Raw genomic sequence first — 23,472 nt, 5'->3', positions numbered from 1 at the left:
GTAGAAACTTCTTTATACTGTCAGTGTGAAATGAGAAGGAGGGAACACACCCATGAAACTGACGCTGTCAGAAAACATCCGTTCTTTCCGGAAAGAGCGGAAAATGACCCAGGAACAGCTGGCCACTGTGCTTGGGGTGACAGTCGGCGCCGTATATAAATGGGAATCCGGACTGTCCGTGCCGGAACTGGACCTGATTGTGGAGATGGCGGACTTCTTCGATACCTCGGTGGACGTACTGCTGGGCTACCGGATCAATGACAACCGCCTGGATTCCATCGTCAGCCGGCTGTACACATACAGCAGGACACTGGATCCGGCAGGCATCGTCGAAGCGGAAAAAGCGCTGGCGAAATATCCGCATTCCTTCAAGGTTGTCTTTGCCTGTGCCGATCTTTTCCTGACGTACGGCGCCAACAGCAAGGATTCCCGGTTCATCCGCCGTGCGCTGGAACTGGATGAACAGGCAAGGGTGCTGCTTCCCCAGAATGACAATCCCCGCATCAGCGAAGCCAATATCATCCACAATATGTCCATCGCCTATTACGAGCTCGATGAAAAGGCAAAAGGGGTGGAACTCCTGAAGCAGCACAACGTGCTGAGCCATTTCAGCTATGAGATCGGCTCCACGATGGCGGTATTCATGAACCAGACGGAAGAAGCGGTTCAGTATCTGTCGGAAGCGCTTATACTCGGTATGTCGCACATGCTTTGCGCGACAATCGGTTTTGTTTTTGTTTACTGCTCCCGCGGAGACTGGGATTCCGCACTGAACATCGTCACCTGCTGCAACAACCTTGTATCCGAACTGAGAGTGGATGATCAGCCGGGCTACATGACCAAAACCCATGCCGAGGTGCTGTTCCTCCTGGCTTATGTCAGCTGGAAAAAAGGACTGATGGAAGAAGCCCGGGACGCCCTGCGGGAAGCCGCGAGGCTGACGAACCTTTTCGATTCCGCTCCCGAATACAGCCTTAAATCCATGCGGTTCATTGAACACGCAGAATACACCAACGCTTTTGATACACTGGGCCCCACGGCAGCCAAAAGCATTGAATACATACTGAACCTGCTGGACGATCCGTTCTTTACACAGCAATGGAAGGAGATCCTGAACCTTGAACAGTAATCCCGCAAAAAAAGACAATGTGTTTTTTAACCGGAACTTCCGGCTGGTTTTCTTCGGCGCACTGGTATCGGAAATCGGCGCGCTGCTTTACAGCTTCGCCGTCGGCTTTTACATCCTGCAGATCAGCAACAACAACGCCTTCCTGCAGGGCCTGTACCTGGCGCTGAACGGCGTCACCCTGCTCCTCTTCACTCCTGTGGGCGGCGTGCTGGGCGACCGTTTCAACATCGCAAAGATTATGTATATCTGCGACTTCCTGAAGGGCACCATCATCATCCTCGCCACCGCACTGATGCTCCTCTTCCCGGAAGCAAACACCCAAATCGTGATCCTGTTTGTGCTGGGCATCCTGGGCAGCATCATCAGCGGTGTCTTCAACCCGGCAGCCGGCGTCCTGCTGCCCCACATCGTGGAGGAGCAGAAGCTGCAGCAGGCCAACTCCTATTTTTCCATCAAGCACTCCCTGAACGGCATTGTAGGCGTTATGCTGGCCGGCATCCTGTATGCCGCCCTGCCGATCCATACCCTCTTCTTCATCATCGGTGCCTGTTTCATAGCTTCCGGTATCTCTGAAACCCAGATCCGCTATGAGCACACTCCGTCCAAAGGTCAGCTGACCCTGCGGGTTGCCCTCAATGATATGCGGGACGGCCTGAACTACCTGAAGACTAAAAAATCCGTCCTGGCGCTGCTGGGCTCCCTGCTGTTCATCAACTTCTTCTTTTCCCCCCTTGGAAGCAACTTCATCCCTTACTTTGTCCGGACAGATATTGCCGGAGCCGGATCCTATCTGCTGGATAAGATCCTGACGCCCGAACTCTGGTCCTCCGTGATCAACGTATGCATCGGCATCGGTTCGCTGGCCGGAGCTGCTATTCTCAGCACCCGGAAACCGACGGAGAAATGCGGCCATACCGTTGCGGTCTGCCTCTGTGTGATCGCGGCGCTGATGATCTCCTCCGCGCTGATTTACTGGCTGACGGTCGACCTGGGTAATGCCCTCAACGTATTCCTGATTGCCTTCTCTGCAGGCTGCCTGGTGCTGGGCGTGATGATCGCCTGGATCAACGTTCCTATCTCAACCACCATGATGCGTATTGTGGACCGGGACAAGCTGAGCAAGGTCAACAGTATCATGAGCATGGGATCCCAGGGCATGACTCCGCTCGCCTCCGTGCTGGCCGGCGCTATCCTGCAGGGACTCGGCTCCTCCGTACTGCTGTTCATATGCTCCCTCGGCTTTACCGTAACCGCGCTCCTGGCCCTGAAGAGCAAGTCGATGAAGGAACTCTGAGAATCATTCTGAAGTTATATTCAGAATGATTCAATGAAGAATGAAAAATGAATAATGAAGAATGCCGGAGCGGCGGGAAATGTTTTCCTGCCGCTCTTGCTATTCATACCAAAATGGCTTATGATGTGCGCGTGAGGTGTTGCTTATGGAAACCCGGGTGGCTGTGCTGAGCATCATTGTGGAGAACGAGGATGCCGTCGGCGAACTGAACGAGCTGCTCCACCGTTTCGGAAAGTTTATTATCGGACGGATGGGCCTCCCCTACCGGCAGAAAAACGTAAACATCATCTGCATCGCTATCGACGCGCCCAATGATGAAATCAACGCCCTGACCGGGGCGCTGGGCCGCATCCGGGGCATCACGGCCAAGGCCACATACTCCAAGGTCTGATCCCCAAGGCAGGAACAAGACAAAAGAACCGTCCCCTTGTCCTGTTGTTAACTGAATACTGTCCCACATCCCCTGACGCCGAAACTGACACTTGAGGCGAAAGACAAGATGGACCAGCCATAAAGGCACGCTTTTTGTGTACCGCTGTACCCTTGTCTGAGGGACAGCGGTTTTTTCATTGAAGAGGAGGAAGCATGAGTCTGAACGAAACGCCGTCCGGCGAACGGACACACATCGGCTTTTTCGGCGCGCGCAACGCCGGGAAATCCAGCCTGGTCAACGCGGTGACCGGGCAGGAACTCGCCGTGGTCTCGGATGTGAAGGGCACCACCACGGACCCCGTCCGCAAGGCCATGGAGCTGCTGCCCCTGGGTCCTGTAGTAATCATCGATACCCCGGGCTTTGACGACGAGGGCAGCCTGGGGCTGGAGCGGGTAAAGAAAACCCGGGAGATCCTGCGGACCTGCGACATTGCCGTGCTGGTGGTGGACGCGGGCGCCGGGCTGTCCCAAACAGACCGGGAACTGCTTGCCCTGATCCGGGAACGGGAGATCCCTTCCCTCATAGTCTGGAATAAGACAGACCTGGCCGCGGCGCAGCCTGCCCCGGAAGGAGCAGCGGAAGCCAGCAGCCTGACAGGCGCCGGTATTACCGGACTGAAGGAACGGCTGGCCAGGCTGATCCCGGAAAAGGAAGAGCGAAAGCTGGCCGGGGACCTGGTTTCCCCGGGAGACCTGTGCGTACTGGTCTGTCCCATTGACGAGTCCGCACCGAAGGGGCGGCTGATCCTGCCCCAGCAGCAGACCATCCGGGACCTGATGGACCGGGGCGCCATCCCGGTCGTCTGCCGGGATACGGAACTAGAAGCGGTGCTGAAAAAGCCCGGACTCGATCCGGCGCTGGTGATCACCGACAGCCAGGCTTTCCGGACCGTCAGCGCCATCGTGCCGGATGAGCTCCCCCTGACCTCCTTCTCCATCCTGATGGCCCGGTATAAGGGCTTCCTGGAAACCGCTGTGAAGGGCATCAGTGCGGCAAAAGACCTGCGGGACGGCGACCGGGTGCTGCTGGCGGAAGGCTGCACCCATCACCGGCAGTGCAACGACATCGGTACGGTAAAGATCCCCCGGTGGCTGAAGCAGTATACGGGCAAAGAGCTCACTGTGGACACCTGCTCCGGCCGGGAGTTTCCGGAGGACCTGACGCCCTACCGGCTGGTGATCCACTGCGGCGGCTGTATGCTGACGGAGAACGCGGTCCTGGCCCGGATGAACCAGGCAATCCGCCAGGGCGTTCCCTTCACCAACTACGGCATCGCCATCGCCTTCATGACCGGTGCGCTGGAGCGGAGCCTGCGGCTGTTCCCCGCCCTGCACAGCCTGCTGACGGGAGGCGGATCATGACAGAAAGAATCAAAGAACTGATTGTCCGTCTGGAAAAGGAACACAGCCTGACCGAGGCGGAATACGCGGAGCTCATCACCGGCCGGGACGAGGAAGCCGCCGCCCTACTGGCCTGGAAAGCGGCGGAGAAGCAAAAGGCAGTCTTCGGCAGCGCGGTTTATACCCGCGGGCTGATCGAAATCAGCAGCATCTGCAAAAACAACTGCCTCTACTGCGGCATCCGCCGGGACAACCCGCAGGCGGAGCGCTACCGGCTGACGCCGGAGGAGATCCTCTCCTGCGCGGATGAAGGTTATGAACTGGGATTCCGCACCTTCGTGCTGCAGGGCGGCGAGGATCCCGCCTTCACGGACGCCGTGCTGTGCGGCATTGTGCGGGCGCTGAAGCAGCGCCATCCGGACTGCGCGGTGACCCTGTCCGTAGGCGAGCGGAGCCGGGAAAGCTACCAGGCGCTGTATGACGCGGGAGCGGACCGGTACCTGCTGCGGCACGAGACGGCGGACGCCGGTCATTACGCGAAGCTGCACCCGAAGGAAATGTCCTTTGAGAACCGGATGCGGTGCCTGCGGGACCTGAAGGAGATCGGCTACCAGGTGGGCTGCGGTTTCATGGTAGGCTCTCCCTTCCAGACGCCGGAGACGCTGGCGAAGGACCTGAAATTCATCGAGACCTTCCGGCCCGCCATGTGCGGCATCGGACCCTTTATCCCCCACCGGAGCACACCCTTCCGGGAGGAAAAGGCGGGAACGCTGGAACTGACCCTGTTCCTGCTTTCCGTGATCCGGCTGATCCTGCCGAAGGTATTGCTGCCCGCCACCACGGCACTGGGGACCATTCATCCCCGGGGCCGGGAAATGGGCATCCAGGCCGGCGCCAACGTGGTGATGCCCAACCTGTCCCCCGTGGGCGTGCGGAAGAAATATGAACTGTATGACAACAAGATCTGCACCGGTGAGGAATCGGCGCAGTGCCGGGGCTGCCTGGAAGCCCGCATGCGGTCTGTCGGCCATTACCTGGCTGTGGACCGGGGCGACGCACCCGGATGGACAAAGAAATAAGAAAGAAGAGGTAAGGAATCATGGCAGTGTACAATCCCAAATCCCTGAAGGCGGAAGAATTCATCAACGACGAGGAAATCCGCGCCACCCTGGCCTACGCGGAAGAGAACAAGAACAATGTGGAACTGATTGACCAGATCCTGGAGAAAGCCCGGCCGGTAAAGAACGGCAATGGCTGCACCTGCCGGGGACTGACCCACCGGGAGGCTTCCGTGCTGCTGGCCTGCGAGATTCCGGAAAAGATCCAGCGGATGTATGAAATCGCGGAAGAAATCAAGCTGGCCTTCTACGGCAACCGCATCGTCCTCTTCGCGCCCCTGTATCTGTCCAACTACTGCGTGAACGGCTGTGTGTACTGTCCCTATCATATGAAGAACAAGCACATTGCCCGGAAAAAGCTGACCCAGGAGGAAGTCCGGGCGGAAGTCATCGCCCTGCAGGATATGGGCCACAAACGGCTGGCCATTGAAGCCGGTGAGGATCCGGTGAACAATCCCATCGAGTATATCCTGGACTGTATCCATACGATCTACAGCGTGCACCACAAGAACGGCGACATCCGCCGGGTGAACGTAAACATCGCCGCCACCACCGTGGAAAACTACCGGAAGCTGAAGGAAGCCGGCATCGGCACCTACATCCTGTTCCAGGAAACCTATCACAAGAAGAGCTACCTGGAGCTGCATCCCACCGGCCCCAAGCACGACTATGACTACCACACGGAAGCCATGGACCGGGCCATGGAGGGCGGCATCGACGACGTAGGCCTCGGCGTCCTGTTCGGCCTGGAGCTGTACAAGTATGAGTTTGCCGGCCTGATCATGCACGCGGAACACCTGGAAGCCGTGCACGGCGTGGGACCGCACACCATCAGCGTGCCCCGGGTCAAGCGGGCGGATGATATCGATCCGGACATGTTCGACAACGGCATTGACGATGAAACCTTCATCAAGATCGCGGCCTGCATCCGGCTGGCAGTACCCTATACCGGCATGATCGTCTCCACCCGGGAATCGGAAGACGTGCGCAGGCGGATGCTGCGGGTCGGCATCTCCCAGGTCAGCGGCGCTTCCCGCACCTCTGTGGGCGGCTACACGGAAGAAGAGCGGCCCCACGACACGGAGCAGTTTGACGTGTCCGACCAGCGGACCCTGGACGAAGTGGTGCACTGGCTGATGCAGACCGGGCATATCCCGTCCTTCTGTACCGCCTGCTACCGGGAAGGCCGGACCGGCGACCGCTTCATGAGCCTGTGCAAGAACGGACAGATCCTGAACTGCTGCCATCCCAACGCCCTGATGACCCTGGCGGAATACCTGGAGGACTATGCCTCTCCGGAAACCAAAGAAACCGGGTATAAGATGATCGAGGAAGAACTGAAGCGGATCCCGAAGGATAAGGTCCGGGAAATCGCGGAGAAGAACATCCGGGATATCCGGTCTTCCAACAGGCGGGACTTTAGGTTCTAAGAATGAAATATTCGGCTTCACCGAATATGAAATATGCCCTTCGGGCATGTGAAATACAGGGGCAGCAATACAAATTGCTGCCCCTGTGTGAAATATTCAGCTGAAGCTGAATGTGTGATAATGACCTGTTTTCGCATCCGGAAAGCCTGAAACTTGACAGCTGTGATAGAATACGGACAGAAAGGAGGGGAAGGAACCGTGAACGCACGCAAACGCGGAAACGCTCTGCTGCTCTGTATCGGTCTTGTGCTGGTACTGCTTGTTTCTTCTGCCTTTCTGATCCAGGAAGCGGATCATGACTGCTGCGGCGAGGACTGCCCGATCTGCCGGACCATCGCAATGACGACCGCCCTGATGCGGGCGCTCTGCCTGATCGCCGCCGTGCAGCTGATATGGTCTGTGCTGGCCGTTTCCCGGTCTGACTTCCATATCCCGGGATTCGTCCGCCTTCATACCGAAGGTACGCCGGTCAGCCGGAAAACCCGGATCAACGATTAACTAAATCAAAGACAGGAATTTCAAAGGGAGCCGTATACCCTCAGGGTATCCGCGGCGTTTTTGGGATTCCTGTTTTTTCATGCCCAAAAAACTGTTAATCGTATTGAAACCGGAGGAAATAACACTATGAAAAAGATTCTCGCATTTATGCTTTCCCTGATGCTGCTGATCGGCCTTGTCCCCTGCACGGGCGTTGCCGAAAGCAAGCCCGTGACCGTCGTCACCACCATCTTCCCGATCTATGACTGGGCCCGCCAGATTATCGGTGAAAATGAAAACACCAACCTGGTGCTACTGCTGGACAACGGCGTGGATCTTCACTCCTATCAGCCCTCCGCCCAGGACATCATGACCATTTCCACCGCGGACCTGTTCATCTATGTCGGCGGCGAAAGCGACGAGTGGGTGGAAGACGTGCTCGAATCCGCCATGAATCCCGACCTGGTCTCCATCAGCCTGACGGAAGCCATGGGCGAAGACCTGAAGCTGGAAGAGATCGTGGAAGGCATGGAGCATGAGCACGATCATGACCATGACCACGACCATGAGGAAGATGAAGATCACGACCATGATCATGAAGAAGAGGAAGACCATGATCATGACCACGAGGATGAAGACCACGATCACGAAGAGGATCACGATCATGAGGAAGAGCATGACGAGGATCATGACCACGATGAAGAACATGATCACGACCATGACCATGAACACGAAGAAGAATATGACGAGCATGTTTGGCTGAGCCTGCGTAACGCGCGGAAGCTGACCGCTGCCATCGCCAAAGCCCTGGCCGGCATTGACGCCGCCAATGCAGAGGCCATCCTGGCCAACGCCGCTGACTATGACGCCAAGCTGCAGGAACTGGACGCCAAATATACCGAAGCTGTTGATAATGCTGCCCTGAAGACCGTGCTGTTTGCAGACCGCTTTCCCTTCCGCTACCTGGCAGATGATTACGGCCTGACCTACTTCGCTGCCTTCACCGGCTGCTCCGCAGAGTCTGAAGCCAGCTTCGCCACCATCGCTTTCCTGGCCGGCAAGACTGACGAACTGAACCTTCCTGCCGTGCTGACCATTGAAGGCGGCAACCACAAGATTGCCGATACCGTCATTGCCACCGCCTCCAATCCGGACCGCAAAGTGCTGACCATGAACTCCATGCAGTCTGTCACCGCGGAAGACGTGGAAAACGGCATGACCTATCTTTCCATGATGGAAGAAAACCTGACCGTGCTGAAAGAAGCACTGAACTGACGGAGGAATCAGGATGGCTCAACTGACCTGTGAACATCTTTGGCTCGGATACGAGGGACGGCCCGTACTGGAGGACCTGTCTTTTTCGGTGCAGGCCGGCGATTACCTGTGTATCGTCGGTGAAAACGGCTCCGGAAAAACCACCCTTATGCGGACAATCCTCGGCCTGCAGAAACCAATGCGGGGAAGCATCCGCTTCGGCGATGGACTGCGGGAAGGCGGAATCGGTTACCTTCCCCAGCAGACCAACGTGCAGAAGGATTTTCCAGCCACAGTCAGGGAAGTTGTCCTGTCCGGATGCCAGGCCCGGCTGAAAAACCGGCCCTTCTATTCCCGCGCGGATAAAAAGCGTGCGGAAGAAAACATGAACAAAATGGGAATCGGCGCTTTCGCAAAGCACTGCTTCCGTGAACTGTCCGGAGGCCAGCAGCAGCGCGTGCTGCTGGCCCGGGCCCTTTGCGCGACGGATAAACTCCTGTTCCTGGACGAACCGGTTTCAGGGCTGGATCCGAATGTTACAGCGGAAATGTACGCGCTGATCCGGTCGCTGAACCGGGAAGGCGTCACCATCCTGATGATTTCCCATGACCTTGCGTCCGCCGTAAAGGACGCTTCTCATATCCTGGCTGTCGGGGAATCCGTATTCTTCGGCACAAAGGAAGACTGGCTGGCAGAGAAGGGCGGTGAGCGGCTGTGATTGATACCCTCATGACCTATCTGCAGTTTGGCTACGTCCGGTACGCGCTGATTGTCGGCGTGCTGATCGCCCTCTGCTCCTCGCTGCTGGGCGTGACGCTGGTGCTGAAACGCTTCTCCTATATCGGGGACGGCCTTTCCCATGTAGCCTTCGGCGCAATGGCCGTAGCCGGCGTCCTGCACCTGAGCAACAACATGCTCCTGGTGCTGCCCGTAACCATGATCTGCGCCATACTGCTCCTCCGTGCCGGCCGGAACGCACGGATCAAGGGAGACGCGGCCATTGCCATGATCTCCGTCGGCGCGCTGGCAGTAGGCTACCTGCTGCTGAACATTTTCAAATCTTCCGGTAATCTCGCCGGAGACGTGTGTACCACGCTCTTCGGCTCCATGTCCATCCTGACACTGCGGCCTGCCGAGGTCTGGCTGTGCTTTGGACTATCCATCGCGGTGATTATCCTGTTCCTGTTTTTCTACAACCGGATTTTTGCCGTCACCTTTGACGAGGACTTTGCCCGCGCGGCCGGCAGCAAGGCAGATGCCTACAACCTGCTGATCGCCACAGTGATCGCCGTGATCATCGTGCTGGCAATGAATCTGGTGGGATCCCTGCTGATCTCCGCCCTGATTATCTTCCCCGCCATGTCCGCCATGCGGCTTTTCAAGAGTTTTCGTTCCGTCACGGTCTGCTCCGCGGTGCTTTCGGTATGCTGCGCCCTGGCCGGCCTGCTGATCTCCATCCTGGCGGGAACGCCGACGGGATCAACCATTGTGGCGGCTGATATCGTGGCTTTCCTGACATGCTGCGGCATTGCGAAACTGCAAAGGAGGACTGCATAATGAAAAATCGACTTGCTTTACTGCTGGTACTGTTCCTGATCCTGGGATCCCTGTCCGCGGTTTTCGCGGAAACCGCTTCCGAACCGCTCCAGGTGGACCTGGACCTTTCGAAGATGAGCGGAACAATCGTCTACGCGCAAATCTATAATATCCAATATGATCCCGGTGCCTATCTCGGAAAAGTGATCCGCGTCCGGGGATACTACAGTTTTTTCCGGGAACCTTCCAACGGCAATCTCTATTATGCCTGTGTGATTCCGGACGCGACCGCCTGCTGTATGCAGGGCATGGAATTTGTTCCCTTCACTGAACCGGAGGATCCGGATCACTTCATGGAAGACAACGCGGATATCACCGTGACCGGCCGCCTGGAAACTTATGTGGAAGACGGGGCATTCTATCTGCATCTTGTAGACGCAAGCGTTGAGCAGAATGAAGCAAACTGAATTCTGCTCATCGCAATGCATTATGAATAAATGACTACGACAAAAGATAATCCCTGACAATGGAGATGGGATAATATGATAAACAGAATGATGCGTAAAGGTTTGGCAGGGCTCATCATATTGATGCTGCTGTTCACGGCAGCGTTTCCCCTGTCCGTCCACGGGGAAGAACAGCCGGACAGCATAGCCGCCAAAGTGTCCACGGAAAAAGGCGCGCTGAAGCTGCGGAAAACTGCCGGTCCGAAGGGAAAAGTGATCGGCGAGATTCCAAACGGCACCTGTATCCTGGTGACCAAAGAGGCGGAAGACTGGTGCGAAGTCAGCTGGAACGGACAAACCGGTTACTGCAAAACAGAGTTCCTGATCCTTTACCGGGGCGCCGACCTGTCCCTGCTGGATTACCGTGTGCTGCGTGACGGCGACAAGGGCGATGACGTCATAGCCCTGAAACAGCGGCTGCAGGAGCTGGGCTATATCCGCAGCGGCGCCGCCCTCACCAACCGCTATACGCAGGAAACCGCCCAGCGCGTGATCCTCTTCCAGCGCCAGGCAGGCATGACAGAAGACGGCGTCGCCTGGCAGGAGCTGCAGGCTTACCTGTTTTCCGACAAGGCGCCAACCTGCAGCCAGACATTGCCCCGCATCCGGACCAAAGTTGCAGACAAAAGAAACCGCATGATCTGCGGCTGCTGTATGGGTGATGGCTGTGAATGCTGCAACTTCACAGGCTACGTATATAACTGATGAACAATGCAAAATAATAACCTGGCAAAGCCGGGAAACAATAAACAAGTATCTTTCAACAGATGAATATTACTATGAAGAACAGGAGACGGACGAGGTCCGGCTCCTGTTTTGGCGCTGTTTACAGAATTTACAGTGTTGTTACACCAATTTACTGTATTGTTACAGCAAACCGCTTGAAGCCATGTTACAATGTGCTTGAAAGGAATAGAGACCGGTTCTGAAACAGCCGGTCAGCAAAACAGAAAGGGGAACCTACCAATGAAGAAACTGCTTACCATGATCCTGGCCCTGACGCTTGTATGGGGATGCCTGTTTTCCGTTTCTTCCGCCTCAGCCGGAACGTGCGGAATGTACGAATATACGCTGAAAGGCGACGGCACAGTGGAAATCACAAAAGTTGACAGCAAATGCAATGACACTGTGATCCCCGCGGAACTGGACGGACACAAGGTAACCTCCATCGGCCGCTCCGCGTTCTTCTACTGCACCAAGCTGACCAACGTCACCATCCCGGACGGCGTAACCTCGATTGATTTCTTTGCTTTCTGCGGCTGCTCCGGCCTGAAATCCATCAGCATCCCGGACAGCGTAACCAGCATCTCTGAAGGTGCTTTCGCTGACTGCACCAAGCTGACCTCCATTCAGATCTCCCCCAACCATCCCGTATATGTTTTCAACAACGATATGCTGATCGAAAAAAGCACCATGACCCTGCTCCAGTACACCGGAAAAGGCGGGGACTATGAAGTGTTCTGGGGCATCAAAAAAATCGGAGCCGGTGCGTTTGAAGGAAAAAGCCTGAAATCCGTAAAGATCCCGAACAGCGTCACCGACATCGGCGACTTTGCGTTCCGCAGCATCCGCGGCCTGAAATCCGTTACGCTCCCGGACAGCGTGACCTCCATCGGCTTCCAGCAATTCTATGGCGACAGCCAGCTGCAGTCCATCACCCTGCCGGCCGGGCTGAAAGAACTGGGATACGGCCCCTTCGGTTGGTGCACCGGTCTCAAATCCATCGAGGTTTCCCCGGAAAACCCTTACTTCGAAATGAAGGACAACATGCTGATCGAGAAAGCAACCCAGAAGCTTGTCTATTATCTGGACGTTACGAAGGGCACACTGGAGATTCCGGATGGCATCCGGGAAATCGAAACAAATGCTTTTGAAAACAACAAAGGCCTGAAGGAAATCATCGTCCCGAACAGCGTTACAAAAATCTCTGACGCCTTCATAGGCTGCCAGAACCTGACCAAAGTCACCCTGCCGGAAGGATTGGCAGAGATCGGCTATTACACCTTCGGGCGCTGCGCCAAGCTTGAAAGCCTCGTCATTCCGGACGGTGTGTCTTACATCGGCAGCTATGCCTTCGAAGACTGTAAGAACCTGAAAGAGCTTGTTATTCCCGCCAGTGTTACAAATATCGTGGACACCGCTTTCAATGGATGTCAAAAACTGGTCTGCACCGTTTCCAACGGTTCCTATGCGCAGCAGTACTGTGAAGCAAAAGGAATCAAGTACACCGTAAAGTAATTCGGATTAAGCATCATATAGTTCAAAAAGAGAGGGAGCACAGGCTCCCTCTCTTCTGTTTCATTATTTCCTGCTCTTTTGTTCCCGTTTGTTCTCATACATGAGGCTGTCCGCGCGGCGCACCACATCCTCTACGCTCTGATCCTGCTTTGGATCATAGACCGCCATGCCGCGGGCCACATGGATCCTTTCCCAGGGTTCCTTGCTGACCGCGCACAGGTCATAGCAGCATTGGTCAAACTGTTCCACCAGTTCATCCCTGCGCTCATACTCCCGGTTCCGGAGGATTGCGGCGAATTCATCCCCGCCGATCCGGAAAACGGGGCTGTGGGAGAAGACCTGGCAGATGATGGCACAGGCGCCCTTCAGGTAAAGGTCGCCCTTGTCATGACCGTATTTGTCGTTGATCACCTTCAGGTCATTGCAGTCAAAGAAGCATACGGCAAAAGGCGGAAGATCCTGTCCCTCCCCTGTGTCCTTCTTCAGGTCCTCCAGGAAGAGGTTGAACGCGCCCAGGTTGCGCACCGCCGTCAGCGCATCTCCGTACGCCAGGTCGTTCAGGTTGCGGATATAGCCTTTCAGGTGAGAAATCAGCTTGTTGAAGGCGCCGGTCAGGATACCGACCTCGTCATTGGTCCGGTTCTCCAGGATCACGTCATAATTACCGGCATTCACTTCCCCGGCTGCCTTCGTCAGCTGCCGGAGCGGCCGGGTCAGGTGACCGGAAAGAAGAGAGGCGGCCAGGACCACAAAAACCAGCAGTACAGCCAGAACAATCACAATCTCCTGAATCCACCTGAGCCAGTCCTCATTGATTTCCGATACGGGTACAGTCACGTTCAGGCGCATGCCGTTGCTCAGCGGCAGCCAGGACGCCTGCTTCGCCACTCCGTTGAAGGTGTAGTGAATAATGGCGCTTTCATCCAGCATACCATAGGGCGTTTCCTTTTTATTTTCGCTTTCCAGTTCCTCCTGGGTCATCTGAGGATGGTAAATGATAATTCCTTCCGAATCATTGATGAAAGCATAACCGCTGGTGTAGGGCCGGATATTGTCCACCAGTCCCGCCATGGTCGAATAATCAATCTCAATACCGATCACGCCCACAAAGGTGCCCTGCCAGTAGATCGGCACGTTATAGGAAAGCACAAGCACATCCAGGTTGTCTGTCACATAGGGCGGCAGCCAGATAGCCTTTCCGGTGGCCTTCGGCACGGTAAACCACACCAGGGCTGAAGTGTCCTCTGTATCATAAAGGGTAATATCCGTAACCTGATGCTCCGTAAATCCTTCCCCGTCCAGGTTGGTATACCAGAAGCCTTTCACGGTATCCGACACAGCCGGATCAATACGGTAGTAATATGTCAGGACGCCGTTTGTCCGGTTCGCGGCCTTGGCAAAAATATCCCGCGTCCTGTCCACATGCGCCTGAAGTGCGCTTTCCTCCAGGCCCTTCAGGTCTCCGTCCGCAAAGGAGGAAACAGTTCCAACAGACTGCTCAATACTGTCAAAGTACGCATCCAGGTTTTTTTGTCCCGTTTCGCAAAGCAAGCGGAGCGTTCGCTCCGCATTGCTGTTTGCCATACTTCTGATGGCCAGTGTTCCGAGGAGTGCCGCCACAATAACTGCGATTACCACCGCGCTTGCGGTCAGAATGGTAATCTTGGATCTGATGGATTTCACGGGGTTTCTTCCTTCTTCTTGGGCATATATTTGAGGGTATATTCTTCGAGGTAGTCCTCATAATGATGGGGATGGCCCTCATGCATGGATTCGGTCAGCTCGTGCACGTCCAGGGAGTCGCTGATCAGGTCCACAATCACGATGGCAATATTGGAGCAGTGATCGCTGACGCGCTCAAAGTCGGCAATCAGGTCATTGAACACATAACCCTGGCTGATGGTGCATTTGCCCTTCTGCAGCCGGGCGGTGTGTTTTTCCTTCATCTTGCGGCACAGCTTGTCGATGATCTGCTCCAGCGGTTCCACCCGGTAGGCTTCCTCCACATCGTCGTTCAGGAAGCTTTCGAAGGTGATATTCATGATCTCGCTGATGGCCGCGGTCAGGTTGTTCATCTCCTTGGCTCCCTTGTCGGAGAAGGAGATGTTCTTTTCCTTCAGCTCCTGCGCCCGTTCCGCGATGTTCATGGCATGGTCGCTGATGCGTTCCAGGTCCGTGATGGCGCGCAGGTACTGGCTGACAGCCTTGTTCTGGGTCTCCGTCATTTCACGTCCGGTCAGCTTCATCAGGTAGCTGCCGATCTTATCTTCATAGCGGTCCACAATGCCTTCCAGGCTTTCCACTTCCGCAAAGCCCTTCTCGGAATAATCATCCAGCAGGTTGATGGCGACCACCATGGATTTCCGGGTCAGCTCCGCCATCTTATTGATGGTCAAACGGGTCTGCTCAACAGCCAGGGTCGGATACGCAAGGAAGCGTTCCTCCAGCCGGTCCATATCCCGGGTATTTTCTTCATCCGCGGGATTGCCGGGTACCAGGAGGATCATCAGCTTCTCAATCAGCGGAATGAACAGGGCCAGCACAATCACGGTGGATACCCGGAACAGGGTATTGACGAGCGCGATGGAGAACATATCCATCACTTTATTCATAAAGGAGAAATGCAGGATCGCGTTCAGGATATAGAACACGGCTGCAAACAGGATTACCCGCAGGATTTCAATCACCAGGTAGGACATGGCTGTCCGCCGGCCGTCCCGGGGAGAACCCATACCGGAAAGCAATACCGGCACCGATCCGCCGATCGCGATACCCAGGATAATCGGCAGCGCCACATCCAGCGTGATCAGGCCCGTGGCGGACAGCGCCTGCAGGATACCGACAGCCGCGGAAGCACTCTGGAGTACGGCGGTAAACAGGACGCCGATCAGGATGCCCAGGAACGGATTGGAAAAGTTCGTCAGGAAGGAAATGAAGCCGGGATCCTCCTTCAGCACCGACACAGAGCCGCTCATGGTCTTCATGCCGAACATCAGCACCGCAAAACCCATCAGGATATCCGCCGCGTGGCTGACGCTGCGCTTTTTGGAGATATGCTTCATCAGGATCGCGGCGATGGCCGTCAGGGCCGCCAGCGCTTCCGTGCTCAGCAGCTGCAGGAAGGGAGAAGTTCCGCCGCCGGACATGCCGGACAGGCAGATAATCCAGCCGGTGATGCTGGTACCGATCACCGCGCCCATGATAATCGCGATGGCCTGGCGAAGCTTCATCATGGCCGAGTTCACAAAACCGACCACCATGACGCTGGTGGCAGAAGACGACTGGATCACCGCGGTGACCCCCGTACCAAGCAAAATGCCCTTGAGCGGGGTGGATGAAAGGCGGTAAAGAATCAGTTCCAGCTTGTTGCCGGCAACCTTTTTCAATCCGTCACCCATCAGCGACATACCGTAAAGGAACATCGCCACACCGCCCAGGAGCATTACAAAATCCAGAATATCCATTTGATCCTCCGTCTGCGTACTTTCTTATGAACGCACCCTTGTACGTCCGCGCAGTCTTCTTTCTACCTTCGTTACGGTGCGATTGTACCACAAGAATCCGTTATTTCGCAAGGCTGTGAGGGTTTTCGCATGTATTTTTCTCCTTCCTTTTTATGGGAGTGTATGGTAAGATGAGAAAAAGACGGCTTCATCGCCGCCCATGCCGCGTATCTTGTAAAAACGGAAAAGCCAAAGGAATGAAGCGTTTATGTCATCCAGGGAGAAAAAGAACAAACACACCGGACAAACGTCTCCGGACAATATTTACGTCAACCGGGAGCTGAGCTGGCTGGAATTTAACCGGCGGGTGCTGCTGGAAGCGGCCGATCCGCAGGTTCCCCTGCTGGAGCGGCTGAAGTTCCTGATGATTTACCAGTCCAACCTGGAGGAATTCTACCGGGTCCGCATCGGCATCCTGACCCACCGGGCCATGCTGACGCCGGACAGCGGGGATCCGGTTTCCGGCATGCTGCCGGAAGCTCAGATTACCGCCGCCCTGCAGATCACCCGGGAGCAGCAGACCCTGATGGAAACCATCTGGAAAGGCATCCGGGAGGAACTGCACGAAAACAAGATCGACGTGCTGGACTTCCGGAAGATCAGCAAGGTGGACGAGTTGATGAGCAAAAAGCTCTTCGGCGATATCCGGGACCTGCTTTTCCCGAAGATCATCCCGGCGGACCAGCCTCTGCCCTTCCTGTGGAATGGTGAGGGCAACGTGGTGGCCTTCCTCGGCCGGGGCGCGGAGCAGAAAATCTGCATCATCCCGCTTCACCGGATCCCGGCCTACCAGAGCTTCGAGATTGACGGCTGCCAGAAAATCGTGCTGACCGCCCAGCTGGTACGCCATTTCCTGCCGCTGCTGCTGAAAAAGGAAACCATCGTCCAGTCCGCCATCGTAGACGTGACCCGGAACGCGGACGTTTTCTTCTCCAGCATGGAGGACCGGGCAGACGACAACTTCCGTGACAAGGTGTCCGGCATGCTGAGCAAGCGGAAACGGGAGATGCCCGTACGCGTCCGGATCTTCGGCAAGCTGACCGATCCCGCCCGGGCGCTGCTGATCCGGAAGCTGCGGATACCGGAAGACCGGGTGTTCACCCAGTCTGTTCCCTTTGACCTGTCCTTCCGCTCCTGCATCAGCGGTCCCGCGTCCTTCCGCTATCCGGACCGGAAGCCCTCCCGGGATATCGGCCTGAAGAAGGGAGAATACTTCTCCTATATCGAGAAGCACGACCTGCTGCTGAGCTTCCCCTTCCAGAGCATGATGTCCTTTGTGGACCTGATCTATGAAGCCGCGGACGACCCGGAAGTGCTGTCCATCAAGATTACCCTGTACCGGATGAGCGGCAGCAGCAAGATTGCCGCGGCGCTGGCCTATGCCGCCGACCGGGGTAAGGATGTGCTGTGCCTGCTGGAGCTGCGGGCCCGCTTTGACGAACAGAACAATATCGACTATTCCGAAATGCTGGAGGACGCGGGCTGCCGCGTAATCTACGGCCTGCCGGACCAGAAAGTGCACAGCAAGCTCTGTGTGATCACCCGGCAGAAGGGCATGATCCTCAACCGTATCACCCAGGTCGGCACCGGCAACTATAATGAAGTGACCGGCGAGCAGTATACCGACCTGTCCCTGATCACCGCCCGGGAGGAAGTAGGCCGGGAAGCTGAAGCCGCCTTCACCGCGCTGGAAAACGGCGAGATTCCGCCGGAAGCCAGCGCCTTGTGGATCGCCCCGCTGAGCTTCAAGCCCCGGGTGCTGGAAATGCTGGACCGGGAAATTGAAAAGGGTGAAAACGGCCGCGTAGCCATCAAGATCAACTCCCTGAACAACAGGGAGGTTATGGAGAAGCTGATTGAATGCTCCCAGGCTGGCGTTAAGGTGGAACTGTTCATCCGCGGCATCTGTTCCCTCCGCCCCGGCGTGCCGGGCCTGACGGACAACATTACCGTAACCGGCGTCATCGGCCGGTGGCTGGAACACTCCCGGATCTACAGCTTCGGCGAAGGCGAGGACCAGCGGTTGTTCATCGGCTCGGGCGACCTGCTGAACCGGAACCTGGAACGGCGGGTGGAAGCCTTCATTGAAGCGGTCACGCCGGATACCCGGGAGCAGCTGAATGAGATCCTGGACGCCCTGCGGAACGACAAGGAAAAATCCTGGGTCATGCAGCCGGACGGCACCTATATCCGGGAAGAAGGCGGCGAAGGCACCTCCTCCCAGGAGGCGCTGTACCGCTACTTCAGCACCCGGAAGGTTTCGCTGACGGAAACACCGGCGGAACCCGAAACAAAGCCTGAAAGAATAACAGAAGCCGGCGAAGGGAAAAACAGCGGCGGTTTCTTCGGATGGCTTAAACAAATCATCCGGAAAGGATGATTTGTAATTCATAATTCACAATTCATAATTCATAATTATGATTACTGATTCTCAACACATTATCCTGCAAGTATAACAACCGTCGAAAACAGCAACCCGATTGCACAGGAAAAGCCAATGCTTATAGGTGTTCACACTATATAATTCTGAATTCTGAATTCTTAATTCTGAATTGATCTGACGGGAGGAAGAGCTTATGTCTGAAAAGTACAATATCTGTCTGGACGTCGGCGGTACTAAGGTACTCGGCGCGATCTTTGATGAGAAGGACAAGATCATCTACCGCCTGAAAAAACGGTCTAAGAGCGGCGGTTCCGCATCGGCCGACGTAGAAAAGGTCATCATCGACGTGGTGGAAGAGATGATCAAGGAATCCGGCATCGACCGGAAGAAGCTGAACGCCGTGGCTTCCTGCGCTCCCGGCGTCATTGACCAGGACAACGGCATCGTGCTTTTCACGCCGAATCTTCCCTGGCGGGACTATGACATGGCCGGCGCAATGCGCAAGCAGTTCGGCGTACCTTTTTATGTGGGCAACGACGTGAACCTGGGCGTGCTGGGTGAATACCACTTCGGCGCCGCCCGCGGATATAAAAATATTGTCGGCTTCTTCGTCGGCACCGGCCTGGGCGGCGGCCTGATCCTGAACGGATCCCTCTTCACAGGGCATCAGTTCAAGGCTGCCGAATACGGCCATATGGTGCTGGATCCGGAAGGCCCGCTGTGCAACTGCGGACAGCGCGGCTGCCTGGAAGCCTTCTCCAGCAAGCAGGGCATGAGCGCCTACATCCGCCAGCAGATCAGCCGCGGCCGGGAAACCATGATGGCCGAAGCCGTGCAGGACGGCGTGTTCCGCTCCAAGAAGCTGGTAAAGGCGCTGGAAGCCGGGGATAAGGTCGCCATGGAAGCCGTGGACCGCGCCTGTCACTGGCTGGCCGTGGCCACCGGCAACATGATCAACACCATCTCCCCGGACCTGATCCTCTACGGCGGCGGCGTTATCGAAGCCCTGGGCGACCTGTTCCTGGAGAAGATCCTGGCGGAAGTGGATCACTACTGCATGCCCCAGATCCGCTCCACCGTGGAGATCAAAAACGCGTCGCTGGGCGATGATTCCATCCTCTACGGCGACCTGGCCATGATCAAGGGCCTGTAATCCCTTGTTCCCGATTTACACCGGCACCGGAAGGTGCCGGTTCTTTCTTTCTGTTTTCCCCTTCAATCCTTTTCCCGGGCTCTGTTACAAAGTTTACAGTTTTGTTACACCACATTGTTCCGGATGATGATACAATATGCTTGCAATACTGAGGTAAAGGGGCTTTGCAGGTTATGGAAACGATCTTTCTGGTTGAGGATGAAATGAATATCCGGCGGCTGACGGGAATGCACCTTCAGCTGGCTGGCTATAACGTAAAGGAGCTGGAAGACGCGGCCGCCGCGCGGGACGCACTGCGGGAAGGCAAACCTGCCCTGGTACTGCTGGACATCATGATGCCCGGAGAAGACGGTTTCTCCCTGGGAGAAGACCTGATCAAGTCCGGCATTCCCGTCATCTTCCTGACGGCGAAGACCGCCGTGCCGGACCGGGTACGCGGACTCCGCATGGGTGCCCATGACTATATCCTCAAGCCCTTTGAGCCGGCGGAACTGCTGGCCCGCGTGGAGAACGTGCTGAAGCGTTCCACGCCGCAGCAGTCTGACTATATCAGCGGAGACCTCCGGGTCAATTTCGAAACCCGGGAGGTCTGGAAGGACAATACTCCTGTTCCCCTGACCACGCTGGAATTCAACCTGCTGAAGACCCTGATCGAATCCGGCAGGACCGCCATGAGCCGGGAAGAACTGCTCCGTGCCGTATGGGGCTATCACTATACCGGTGAAACCCGGACTGTGGACGTGCATGTGCAGCGCCTGCGCGGAAAAATCGGCACAGACCGGATTGAAACCATTGTCAGGTTTGGCTACCGCTTCCGGGAGGATGTATGAGAAAACAGATCGTCACCGGTATGATTCTGCTGATCCTGCTGATCCTGCCTTTGCTGCTGTATCTGCAGATCAACCAGAACTTCCAGGTGTCTGTGAACAACGCCCGGGAAAGCGCCGATCATGAGGAAACGCTCCTGGCCAGGCTTCTCTCTTCCGAAATCCTGAGAAACCGGTCAACCTCCAACCTGGAGATCCGCAATACCGTCCAGAACATCGGAAAGCAATACGGCTATGAACAGATGCAGATCCTGTTTTACAAAGACCGTGTTCCGGTGAACGGCGTATTGTCAGAAGATACCGCCTTCCTTCTGGACAAAAAGGAGCGCACCTCCTACCTCTCCGATTCGGAAGAAGCCCTGTATATCGTTCATCCGCTGGACGAACACTATACCCTGATTACCCGGTCGGATTTCAGCGTTTTTTACCAGATGCTCCGGGAACAGACGGCTGCCGGTATCCGAATCTGCATCGGCGGACTGGTGATTGCCGCCGTACTGTCCCTGCTGATTTCCGGCAGGATTACCCGGAGGCTGCGGATCCTTTCCCGCTCCGCGGACGCAGTCCGCAGCGGCAGCGCCATCAACCTGGAGCCTTCCGCAAAGAAGGATGAGATCGGAAAGCTGACCAACACCTTTATCGCGATGAACGACGCGATCATCCAGAGAGAAGAAAACCTCCGGGAAGACGCACGCCAGCGGCAGGCGCTGATCGACGCCCTGGCCCATGAAATGCGTACTCCCCTGACCTCCATCGTCAGCGCCGCCCGGCTGATCCAGAAGGGCGGCGACATGGTGCAGATGCGGGAGGAAATGTGCGACCTCATCGTGAAGGAATCCCAGCGCCTGGCTGAAATGGATGAAAACCTGATGAAGCTGACGCGGATGCACAGTGCGGAGCTGAAGACCGAAACCTTCTCCCTGCTGGAGATGGCCCAGGAAGCCCTGGCCGTTACCCCGGACGCGGTGCTGACCGGGGAAGACTCCACCGTCACAGCCGACCGGGACCTGATCATCCACCTGATGCGCAACCTGGTCAACAATGCCATAAAGAGCGGCACCCTGACTCCTGTGCGGGTCACGCTCCATCCCCGGGGCTTCTCGGTTTCGGATGAAGGCCGCGGCATGACGCCCGAGGAGGTCAGCCGGTGTACGGAGGCCTTCTGGAAAGCCGACCCCGCCAGGACCCGTGCCTCCGGCGGTGCCGGACTGGGTCTCACCCTCTGCCAGAATATCGCCCGGCTGCACGGAACCGAACTGGTGATCCGGAGTACACCCGGAAAAGGAACCACTGTTGAATTTACACTGCCGTTACATCCTGTTGAAGACTCTGAAACATGAGATCCGTTATCATGATACCTGGAAAGGAGGTTATCGAATGTTTGGATTCAGACAAATAAAGCGCCCGGGCATCATCCTGCTGGCTGCCGCGCTTATCCTGACCCTGCTCCCGCTTACAACCTTCGCCGATACCTCCGTGAAGATCTACTCTCCCTATGCGCCTGAAATCACCAGATGGCCGGAACGCCATCCGGTTGAAAACACGAACATTCAGGTGGATCCCGAAGTCTATGACAGGGACGGTTATTCCTATCCCTGGCTGACAGACCTGGAGCTGGTAAAATTCCGGGAATTCCAGGCCGCCCTGAAAGACGGGGAGATCGGCTACGCTGGAGAATCCATTATCAATCCCGCCACCGCCACAGACGAGGACGTGGCGATTTTCACCCTGGATCCAGATGAATTCTGTGGGGAAAGCTATTACGTTTTCCTGCCGGATTCCAGTTCCGTAACAGACACACAGCTGGTGGCGCTGGCAGCCGCCTTTGAGGAACTGGGCATTGATTTTGATCCCGATGACCTGAACGACCGGAACTGCTGCCGTCACTGCAATGTGCTGGAAACCAGGACCCTCACCGATGAAGAAAACAGCCGCATGGAGTCAATCAAAGACCGGATCCGGCGCGGCCAGCTGAAAAAGAAAGATATTCCGGCAGGCACCAAAGTCCTGACCGTGGAAAAAAGAATTTCGAGAGGCTGGGGACTTGACAGGAAGAACTTCCTGTTCTACCCCTACAGGCGGATGACAGATGATGAACTCGCCCTGTTTGCCCTGGAGGATGAGGAAGCCTGGGATGTGGATCCGGACGAACTGAAAGCGGCAGCCCTGAAAGACGCGGGAGAACTGATTAACCTGCCGAAGAACGTTCGCGAATTTGAACCCTGCACCAGCCGGGAACTGATGCAGATTACCGGAGGCACCTATCTTCCCCGGAGCAATGCGGTATACCAATATACCAGCCAGTTCTACTTTGAAGGATATGACGGTTTCTATGACCGGATACACTGCAGCATGGACATTGCCCAGATGCAGGAAATCGGCTCCGTTCCCGAAACCGCAGGTATCCATCTTTGGTACAGTTATTATTCGGACTTCTCGGACAGTAATTATCCGGAAAGCCATGAAGCGGAATGGCTGGCTGCCGCACAGAACTGGGCCGGACAGGTCCTGCGGCTTCCGGAGGACGTCCTGCGGGACGGCTGGACCGTTTCAAACAAAACAAAGGACTATAATGGTTCAAATCTTGTTCAGCTCAAGCTTGTGACCGAAGAATATGAAATCTGCGTCTGGGTATACCAGAACAGTACCAAAATCAGCGACTGCCTGATTTACAACCGGAACTGGTATGATGATTCAGACAAATGGTTTTACCTCTGATATCCTGTAAATACCTGACAAAGCGGCACCCGCAAGGGTGCTGTTTTTTTTGTCCTGAACGCGGTATGTGCCGTATTTACAGTGTTGTTACACCACGTTGAATACTTTGAAACACGTCCTGCCGTATCCTGTT

The 23,472-nt window shown here is 56.0% G+C and carries 20 protein-coding genes; 18 read left to right on the top strand and 2 right to left on the bottom strand.

The features are described from left to right. The first annotated feature begins 52 nt into the window (after positions 1-52). From JRC49_09085 to JRC49_09025, 13 genes are all read left to right on the top strand, one after another. Positions 53-1,129, top strand: coding sequence for a helix-turn-helix transcriptional regulator (locus tag JRC49_09085; protein ID QTE69960.1), 1,077 nt, complete (start codon positions 53-55; stop codon positions 1,127-1,129). Beyond that, entirely contained in the window at positions 1,119-2,423 is a 1,305-nt protein-coding gene (locus JRC49_09080) for an MFS transporter (GenBank protein ID QTE69959.1), read from the top strand. The genes JRC49_09085 and JRC49_09080 overlap by 11 nt, the downstream gene beginning before the upstream one ends. A gap of 145 nt (positions 2,424-2,568) precedes the next feature. Continuing rightward, entirely contained in the window at positions 2,569-2,814 is a 246-nt protein-coding gene (locus tag JRC49_09075; protein ID QTE69958.1) for an iron-only hydrogenase system regulator, read from the top strand. A 194-nt stretch (positions 2,815-3,008) separates the two neighbouring features. After that, complete coding sequence (gene hydF / locus JRC49_09070) at positions 3,009-4,217, top strand: [FeFe] hydrogenase H-cluster maturation GTPase HydF (GenBank protein QTE69957.1); 1,209 nt, start codon at positions 3,009-3,011, stop codon at positions 4,215-4,217. Further along, positions 4,214-5,275 carry a [FeFe] hydrogenase H-cluster radical SAM maturase HydE gene (gene hydE, locus JRC49_09065; GenBank protein QTE69956.1) on the top strand — a complete coding sequence of 354 codons (1,062 nt, stop codon included), beginning with the start codon at positions 4,214-4,216 and terminating at the stop codon, positions 5,273-5,275. The genes hydF and hydE overlap by 4 nt, the downstream gene beginning before the upstream one ends. 20 nt (positions 5,276-5,295) lie before the next feature. After that, the gene (gene hydG / locus JRC49_09060; protein ID QTE69955.1) at positions 5,296-6,744 is read left to right on the top strand and encodes a [FeFe] hydrogenase H-cluster radical SAM maturase HydG; all 1,449 of its coding nucleotides are present in this window, start codon (positions 5,296-5,298) and stop codon (positions 6,742-6,744) included. 198 nt (positions 6,745-6,942) lie between these two features. Continuing rightward, the gene (locus tag JRC49_09055) at positions 6,943-7,242 is read left to right on the top strand and encodes a hypothetical protein (GenBank protein QTE69954.1); all 300 of its coding nucleotides are present in this window, start codon (positions 6,943-6,945) and stop codon (positions 7,240-7,242) included. Between the two features lie 126 nt (positions 7,243-7,368). Beyond that, the gene (locus JRC49_09050; GenBank protein ID QTE69953.1) at positions 7,369-8,496 is read left to right on the top strand and encodes a zinc ABC transporter substrate-binding protein; all 1,128 of its coding nucleotides are present in this window, start codon (positions 7,369-7,371) and stop codon (positions 8,494-8,496) included. Positions 8,497-8,509: 13 nt separating this feature from the next. After that, positions 8,510-9,193 (top strand): metal ABC transporter ATP-binding protein, encoded by a 684-nt coding sequence (locus JRC49_09045; protein ID QTE69952.1) that lies wholly within the window; start codon positions 8,510-8,512, stop codon positions 9,191-9,193. 11 nt (positions 9,194-9,204) lie between these two features. Then, positions 9,205-10,032, top strand: coding sequence for a metal ABC transporter permease (locus JRC49_09040; protein QTE72855.1), 828 nt, complete (start codon positions 9,205-9,207; stop codon positions 10,030-10,032). Continuing rightward, positions 10,032-10,478 (top strand): hypothetical protein, encoded by a 447-nt coding sequence (locus tag JRC49_09035; GenBank protein ID QTE69951.1) that lies wholly within the window; start codon positions 10,032-10,034, stop codon positions 10,476-10,478. Before JRC49_09040 ends, JRC49_09035 begins: the two co-directional genes overlap by 1 nt. A gap of 123 nt (positions 10,479-10,601) precedes the next feature. Next, on the top strand, positions 10,602-11,222 hold the full coding sequence (locus JRC49_09030) for an SH3 domain-containing protein (protein QTE69950.1): 621 nt from the start codon (positions 10,602-10,604) through the stop codon (positions 11,220-11,222). Positions 11,223-11,483: 261 nt separating this feature from the next. Next, complete coding sequence (locus tag JRC49_09025; protein ID QTE69949.1) at positions 11,484-12,755, top strand: leucine-rich repeat domain-containing protein; 1,272 nt, start codon at positions 11,484-11,486, stop codon at positions 12,753-12,755. Between the two features lie 63 nt (positions 12,756-12,818). On the opposite strand, the gene JRC49_09020 is transcribed toward JRC49_09025, so the two are convergent. Next, positions 12,819-14,438: a diguanylate cyclase gene (locus JRC49_09020; GenBank protein ID QTE69948.1), complete on the bottom strand. Its 1,620-nt coding sequence runs from the start codon at positions 14,436-14,438 to the stop codon at positions 12,819-12,821. Beyond that, positions 14,435-16,219 carry a Na/Pi cotransporter family protein gene (locus tag JRC49_09015; GenBank protein QTE69947.1) on the bottom strand — a complete coding sequence of 595 codons (1,785 nt, stop codon included), beginning with the start codon at positions 16,217-16,219 and terminating at the stop codon, positions 14,435-14,437. The genes JRC49_09020 and JRC49_09015 overlap by 4 nt, the downstream gene beginning before the upstream one ends. Positions 16,220-16,466: 247 nt before the next feature. Between JRC49_09015 and ppk1 the strand changes: the two genes are divergently transcribed. The 5 genes from ppk1 (at position 16,467) to JRC49_08990 (ending at position 23,339) form a co-directional block, all read left to right on the top strand. Beyond that, positions 16,467-18,638, top strand: coding sequence for a polyphosphate kinase 1 (ppk1, locus tag JRC49_09010; protein ID QTE69946.1), 2,172 nt, complete (start codon positions 16,467-16,469; stop codon positions 18,636-18,638). 196 nt (positions 18,639-18,834) lie between these two features. Beyond that, positions 18,835-19,794: an ROK family protein gene (locus JRC49_09005; GenBank protein QTE69945.1), complete on the top strand. Its 960-nt coding sequence runs from the start codon at positions 18,835-18,837 to the stop codon at positions 19,792-19,794. Between the two features lie 173 nt (positions 19,795-19,967). After that, positions 19,968-20,624, top strand: coding sequence for a response regulator transcription factor (locus JRC49_09000; GenBank protein ID QTE69944.1), 657 nt, complete (start codon positions 19,968-19,970; stop codon positions 20,622-20,624). Next, the gene (locus JRC49_08995; protein QTE69943.1) at positions 20,621-21,961 is read left to right on the top strand and encodes a HAMP domain-containing histidine kinase; all 1,341 of its coding nucleotides are present in this window, start codon (positions 20,621-20,623) and stop codon (positions 21,959-21,961) included. The genes JRC49_09000 and JRC49_08995 overlap by 4 nt, the downstream gene beginning before the upstream one ends. Before the next feature lie 37 nt (positions 21,962-21,998). Further along, positions 21,999-23,339, top strand: a complete 1,341-nt coding sequence (locus JRC49_08990; protein QTE69942.1) for a hypothetical protein — start codon at positions 21,999-22,001, stop codon at positions 23,337-23,339. Positions 23,340-23,472 lie beyond the last annotated feature (133 nt).

The sequence above is a fragment of the Clostridiales bacterium FE2011 genome (genome assembly GCA_017569305.1).
GTDB lineage: Bacteria > Bacillota > Clostridia > Christensenellales > Aristaeellaceae > Aristaeella.
Note: the sequence above shows the minus strand (reverse complement) of the source record. Positions and strands in the feature narration are given on the sequence as shown.

What these genes read in the sequence shown, in the direction of transcription:
- JRC49_09085 (QTE69960.1), top strand. Translation starts at nt 53, where the DNA reads ATGAAACTGACGCTGTCAGAAAACATCCGTTCTTTCCGGAAAGAGCGG.
- JRC49_09075 (QTE69958.1), top strand. Translation starts at nt 2,569, where the DNA reads ATGGAAACCCGGGTGGCTGTGCTGAGCATCATTGTGGAGAACGAGGAT.
- hydF (QTE69957.1), top strand. Translation starts at nt 3,009, where the DNA reads ATGAGTCTGAACGAAACGCCGTCCGGCGAACGGACACACATCGGCTTT.
- hydE (QTE69956.1), top strand. Translation starts at nt 4,214, where the DNA reads ATGACAGAAAGAATCAAAGAACTGATTGTCCGTCTGGAAAAGGAACAC.
- hydG (QTE69955.1), top strand. Translation starts at nt 5,296, where the DNA reads ATGGCAGTGTACAATCCCAAATCCCTGAAGGCGGAAGAATTCATCAAC.
- JRC49_09050 (QTE69953.1), top strand. Translation starts at nt 7,369, where the DNA reads ATGAAAAAGATTCTCGCATTTATGCTTTCCCTGATGCTGCTGATCGGC.
- JRC49_09045 (QTE69952.1), top strand. Translation starts at nt 8,510, where the DNA reads ATGGCTCAACTGACCTGTGAACATCTTTGGCTCGGATACGAGGGACGG.
- JRC49_09040 (QTE72855.1), top strand. Translation starts at nt 9,205, where the DNA reads ATGACCTATCTGCAGTTTGGCTACGTCCGGTACGCGCTGATTGTCGGC.
- JRC49_09035 (QTE69951.1), top strand. Translation starts at nt 10,032, where the DNA reads ATGAAAAATCGACTTGCTTTACTGCTGGTACTGTTCCTGATCCTGGGA.
- JRC49_09030 (QTE69950.1), top strand. Translation starts at nt 10,602, where the DNA reads ATGCTGCTGTTCACGGCAGCGTTTCCCCTGTCCGTCCACGGGGAAGAA.
- JRC49_09025 (QTE69949.1), top strand. Translation starts at nt 11,484, where the DNA reads ATGAAGAAACTGCTTACCATGATCCTGGCCCTGACGCTTGTATGGGGA.
- JRC49_09015 (QTE69947.1), bottom strand. Translation starts at nt 16,219, where the DNA reads ATGGATATTCTGGATTTTGTAATGCTCCTGGGCGGTGTGGCGATGTTC.
- ppk1 (QTE69946.1), top strand. Translation starts at nt 16,467, where the DNA reads ATGTCATCCAGGGAGAAAAAGAACAAACACACCGGACAAACGTCTCCG.
- JRC49_09005 (QTE69945.1), top strand. Translation starts at nt 18,835, where the DNA reads ATGTCTGAAAAGTACAATATCTGTCTGGACGTCGGCGGTACTAAGGTA.
- JRC49_09000 (QTE69944.1), top strand. Translation starts at nt 19,968, where the DNA reads ATGGAAACGATCTTTCTGGTTGAGGATGAAATGAATATCCGGCGGCTG.
- JRC49_08995 (QTE69943.1), top strand. Translation starts at nt 20,621, where the DNA reads ATGAGAAAACAGATCGTCACCGGTATGATTCTGCTGATCCTGCTGATC.
- JRC49_08990 (QTE69942.1), top strand. Translation starts at nt 21,999, where the DNA reads ATGTTTGGATTCAGACAAATAAAGCGCCCGGGCATCATCCTGCTGGCT.